This window comes from Vibrio genomosp. F10 str. 9ZD137 (genome assembly GCF_049974785.1).
In the GTDB taxonomy this organism is placed as follows: Bacteria; Pseudomonadota; Gammaproteobacteria; order Enterobacterales; family Vibrionaceae; genus Vibrio.
This window is the reverse complement of the sequence record NZ_JBNGCJ010000365.1, coordinates 1-5,576: the sequence shown is the minus strand read 5'-3', so window position 1 is coordinate 5,576 and position 5,576 is coordinate 1. Positions and strand designations below refer to the sequence as shown.

The window sequence follows — 5,576 nt, the reverse complement described above, 5'->3', positions numbered from 1 at the left end:
CTCGGGCAATCTTGGGAAGGCCACCCGTGCTTCTTCTTGATGAACCAACAAGCGCGATGGATAATCGTTCTGAAATGCACATCAAGCATCAACTGGGTCAAATGAAACCCAATGAAACGTTGATTCTGATTACTCATAAAACGTCAATGCTGGATATTGTTGACCGCGTTATTGTGATGGAAAAAGGCAGTATTATTGCTGATGGTCCAAAAGCGCAAGTTCTTAATAGCTTGAAACAAGGCAAGGTTCGTGCACCGAATAACTAGGCCATAATAGACATGCCTGAAACACAATATTTCATCAAGAAAATAATGTGTGTATTTAACGCTATATTGAATTTAAAAACCTCTGATAATCATAATCAGAGGTTTAGTTTGAATCAGACTCTAAGGTTGACGAGCCACGGTACAAAACAGCAAATACCTAGTTGGTATAAACACAGTTGCACGCTTAGTTAGGTAAACAAACGCCAACTTCTTTCCATACTCCCCACTGACCTGTGCTTTGTGGGTCTTCACCCCTTGTCCACCATTTTGCTTCATAGACTTTACCGGCAGATGAAACTTGCTGACCACCTGTATATACCGCTCCTTTATCCCAAGGAGTGCTGCAAGTGTTCCCACTCGTTGTCGTTTTAAGCACTGTCAAATTAGAAGTAGTCGATACATCAGCCTGTCCATCACTGACTAACACTACAAAACTGAGTATGGTATCTTCTGTGTATTCTGCCGCTACAAAGCTAACTCTCGATCCTTGGATGGTAGCCAATATCGAGTTAGGCACTTCCCACGAGTACGTCAACGTATCACCATCAGCATCAATCGATGAGGAAGCGTCAATTACGACTACATCACCGGCATTAACCTCAGTAGGTGCTGAAATTAAAGCAACAGGTGGCGTATTAACAGGAACTATCTCTTTTGGGTTAACAGTCACGGTGACGTTATCACTCGATTTTGCACCTTCGTCGTCTGTTACTGTTAATGTAAATGACAATCTATCGACCTGAATAACTTCTGCTATCTCAAAGCTAGCTATTGCACTATTTCCATTGACCAAAGAGACCGGAGTTCCTGCTGTCTGCTCCCAAAGATAAGACACGATTGTACCATCACTATCTTTTGAACCATTAGCATCTAATGTAACCAAGGCAGGTCCAGTAATCACTTGATCGTTACCCGCACTTGCGGTTGGTTTACGGTTAACAGGGTCAGTTGTTCCACCCGCTAAACCTTCATGCATTGCATTTAAAATATCACCATTATCCGCATCTATTTCCCATGAGAATAGTCCAGCCAAACCTAAATTACGGGCATATGCGCCTTTTGCCTTCACTGATCGAGCATCATCAAATGTCACTAGTTGGCCTGATGTTGGATTCCAAACCCAGGCAGCTTCTGCCTGTTCATCGTACCCATACTCAAATCCGTTAATACCCGTGCTATTGGCACCAAGCATGAAGTCTTTCACGCCTTTATAATCAATAACACCATCTTCCCAAACTCCTTGGGCACTTGTACCTTTTAGCTTACCGTTGCCTACTCCAGTCATAGGATCTAATGGATCGGTTAATGAAGAAGGCACTACCCCTTCCCAACCTCGACCATACATCGCAGCGCCGAGTACAAGCTTATTCGCTGGTACACCTTGGGCAAGCAATAGTTGAATGGCGTTATCTGCTGTATACGCAGGGCCTTTATATGGTTCACCCGCTTCATCTAAGCCAGAACCATCACACTGACCAGGGCGCATAAATCCACCACAGTATAGACCGGTCTGGTGCCCAACTATGTTATTCCAACCACCATAAAAATCGTAGGTCATAGCAAAAATGTAGTCCATATATTGAACGGCATCAGCGTAATCTACGTCTTCAATCTTGTCGTAGCCAACACCTATTGCTGACGTTAGTTCATACGTACGACCCGTAGCTGCCTCTAACCCATCGAGCATCGTCCGTAACTCTTGCATCAATGCGATGTAAGCTGGACCATCGTTTATCTGGTCGCCTAAATCTGAGGCTTGACCCCCACCGCCTGGGAATTCCCAGTCAATATCAACACCATCGTAGAATTTCCATGTTTTGAGAAACTTCTCTACTGATGCAACAAACGTGTCTCTATTGGCTTTTGTAGTGAAATCGAAGAATGGGTCTGATAATGTCCATCCACCTATCGAAGGAATAATCTTAAGGTCTGGATTACGCTGCTTTAGCGCCATCATCATTGCATAATTACCTTTGATAGGCGTGCTGTATTCATGCCCAGCCTGAGTGAAGCTTTTCTGAAATGCCGCCCATGGGTCATGGATCACGACTTCATAGTCATTAACACCATTACAAGCGGTCATGAGTGCATTGTAACTGTTACCACCTACTGATTTTACAGATTCATTCGGACCACAAATTGGGATAAAGCCATAAAGGATATGGGTCAAATTATCTGCAGGGATGTTATCTACCGTATAGTCTCGACCATAAATACCCCACTCAACAAAGTAGGTTCCAACCACCGTAGAAGGGTCGGTCGTATAGGTCTTATTGTTCGGATCGATATTCATGGTAAGTGGTGCTAAATGAGCACCGTCTGTATCGGCAATAGTGACCTCTACAGGTGCACTTTTACTACAACCTGTTTGATCACAAGCTTCGATTTCCATTTGGAATAAACCACCGCTTGGGTATTGAAAGGTGGCTTCTGTCTGGCCGCCAGAAATAGGACCTGTCGCTACCTGTGTTCCATCAAAATAGATATGATATGTATCTCCAGTTTGGCCACTCCATTGGTTGAACTTTATTGTAATATCAGCCTGATCATAATAAGTCACCATATCGTTGTAGCCGGCAGTCGTTTCCATAGCCAACTCTATTTTTGAAAATTGGAGATTGTTAGATCCATAGACATCTATAGTAGGAGCGCTAGGGGCGGCATTCGCTAAGCCAGAAAAGGCTATCGCGACACTCGCTGCGCACATCGTTATACGATTCATATCGTTATCGTTCCTTGAATGTTTCACTTAAGTTTGTGGCGCCAGCGATCAATCTTCAATTCGCTGAATCCGTTCGTTCTAATCCCAAATAGGGGATGTAAGAACATTAAACTCAGTATTCTAGAAACTTATTTTTTTAGACGAAAAAATAAACACACTTACGAGACATGAATAAAAAACAAACAGATGTTATCAGATTGTTACATTGTGTTTTTGATATCGAGTCAAGAAAATAGCCTGACGCTATCTACACTTCAGGCTATTGTCATTCAACTAAATAGCCCGAAACTTGGCAGTAAAATGCCTTAACACAGAAGGCTCGTATTCAAATTCAAGCCCTTTCATCTGCTTGGCATGTTTACTCACTTCAATAATGGCATCTGCGACATAATCCATATGATCATTGGTATAGACACGTCTTGGAATAGTGAGACGCATTAGCTCTAGCTCTGCGGCTTTTTGCTTACCAGTTTTGGGATCTCTCCCCAGTAGCAATGAACCAATTTCAACAGCCCTAACACCAGCCTCTAGATAAAGGGCATTACATAAGGCTTGTGCGGGAAATTGTTCTGGCGGTATATGCGGTAAAATTTTAGCGGCATCAACAAAGACGGCATGTCCTCCCGTAGGGTACTGGATCGGAATGCCAGCTTCTCTGAGACGTTCTCCCAAATACTCCACTTGGCTGATGCGGTAATGCAAGTAATCTTCATCAGCCCCTTCATACAGTCCTCGGGCTAATGCTTCCATGTCTCGCCCTGCCATTCCGCCATATGTCACAAACCCTTCCATTGGAACGCATCGAGTTCGTACTGCCTGGAACAGTTCTTCATGATCACGGATACAACACAGCCCACCAATATTAACCAGCGGATCTTTCTTGGCTGACATCGTTAACATATCTCCGTATTGATACATCTCGCGGATAATGTCTAGAATGCTACTGTCTTGGTAACCAGCCTCTCGCTGTTTAATAAAATACGCATTTTCGCAATAGCGAGCGGAATCAATCACCACAGGAATGTCGTTTTTACTCGCAATCTCATAGACAGCGCGCATGTTCGCCATAGAGACCGGTTGCCCACCCGAGCTATTACAAGTGACTGTCGTGATGATCGCACAGATATTTTCAGCGCCGTATTCAGTAATCGTGCTCTGCAGCTTATCCAGATCAAAGTTACCTTTCCAATCATAAGCCTTGCCGGTATCAAACGCCTTCTCTGTTAACACATTGATGGCCTTACCACCGTTTAACTCAATATGCCCAGCTGTTGTATCAAAATGATAATTGGAGATAAAAACCGGCGCGGTCCCTCCCCTTACCTGTTGCATCCGTTCGATCAGTGCTGGAAACAATATCTGCTCCGCCCCACGCCCTTGGTGTGCTGGAACCGTTAATTTATAGCCAAAGAAATGTTCTACAGCATCACACAAATGGTAGTAATTTCGGCTACCAGCGTAAGACTCATCGCCCATCATTAATCCGGCCCACTGGTGATCGCTCATCGCGCCTGTACCAGAATCGGTCAATAAATCGATGTATACATCGTCACTTCGAAGTAAGAATGGGTTGAGTCCAGCCTCTTTGAGTGCAACTTGGCGGTCTTCAAGTGTGGTCATTTTGATGGGTTCAACCATCTTGATTCGAAATGGTTCTGGAATGCGTTTCATGTGGTTTTCCTTTCTATATCTTTACGGCAGGTGCAACTCGTCCGGCACACTCTGCCTGAATGTACTTTAATAAAATCGGGAGGTACTTTAATAAAAATAGGGTAAAGCGGTGCAAAACACCGATAGAAAGAAACTAAAGGATCTGTTTATTAAGAAGGGATAAGCAGTAATCTATATTATACCAAGGTGACAAAACGAGCGTGCCATCAAGCCGATACGTTAAATCCAAAGCGTTGCCTCCATATTAATAAATGATGGCAACAATATAGCGGCAAGGTGATATCGATGTCTGTGATGCTTGGCTCAAAAAATCGTCCTGTAATTTATACCACTCAATTATCGACATCGAGCTATTGTTGAAACTTAAGAGAAGAATTGTCCAACTTCTAACATGCCCTCTATTGCCTTTATTTTTATTCCTAGGCAATCTCTTAAAGTCATTTTTGAGTCACACCTAGGATAATTCCAATGAACGTACTAAAAACGCTGTCATGTACTTGTGCTTTAATCATTAGCCATTCTGCATTTGCGGATATCACCATTCAAATTCCCGACAATATCGAATTATTTATCGCTAATGGTGAAAAACCAGAATTGGTAGGCGGGTTTTTCTCGGCGAATAAAACGTTGACACTTCCCAATGGTGAGAACCAAATTGCTTTCCGCTACTCGTCTCTTTTCGATCGAAGTAACGATAGGACCACCGTAGAAAGCGATACAATCATCGCTAAGTTTGAAGCTCAAGATCAAGAGCTGACCTTTTCACTGCCTCAATACCGTAACGAAAGAGAGGCTCAAACAAAAATCAAACAACTAGAATGGTCTCTGATTAATCAATCGGATGAAGTGATTGAGGTGCACGAAGATAAGCTTATGAAAGAAGGAATGCAGCTCGGTAGAGAGATCGGAAGAGCGGT

At 43.3% G+C, this 5,576-nt stretch carries 3 protein-coding genes and 1 pseudogene; 2 read left to right on the top strand and 2 right to left on the bottom strand.

Annotation, left to right across the window (positions count from 1 at the left end; all coding sequences use genetic code 11):
• Window positions 1–266: pseudogene (locus ACP45E_RS08155) on the top strand (type I secretion system permease/ATPase); the annotation flags it as partial.
• Window positions 267–450: 184 nt separating this feature from the next.
• Here the strand turns inward: ACP45E_RS08155 and ACP45E_RS08150 are convergent.
• A complete protein-coding gene (locus ACP45E_RS08150; RefSeq protein WP_017037785.1) occupies window positions 451–2,988 on the bottom strand; it encodes a glycosyl hydrolase family 18 protein in 2,538 nt (845 codons plus the stop codon).
• A gap of 273 nt (window positions 2,989–3,261) precedes the next feature.
• Window positions 3,262–4,659, bottom strand: coding sequence for a tryptophanase (locus ACP45E_RS08145; RefSeq protein WP_017037786.1), 1,398 nt, complete (start codon window positions 4,657–4,659; stop codon window positions 3,262–3,264).
• Window positions 4,660–5,127: 468 nt separating this feature from the next.
• Here ACP45E_RS08145 and ACP45E_RS08140 point away from each other — a divergent pair.
• A partial coding sequence (locus ACP45E_RS08140; protein ID WP_069584871.1) for a DUF2057 family protein occupies window positions 5,128–5,576 on the top strand: 449 nt, incomplete at its 3' end.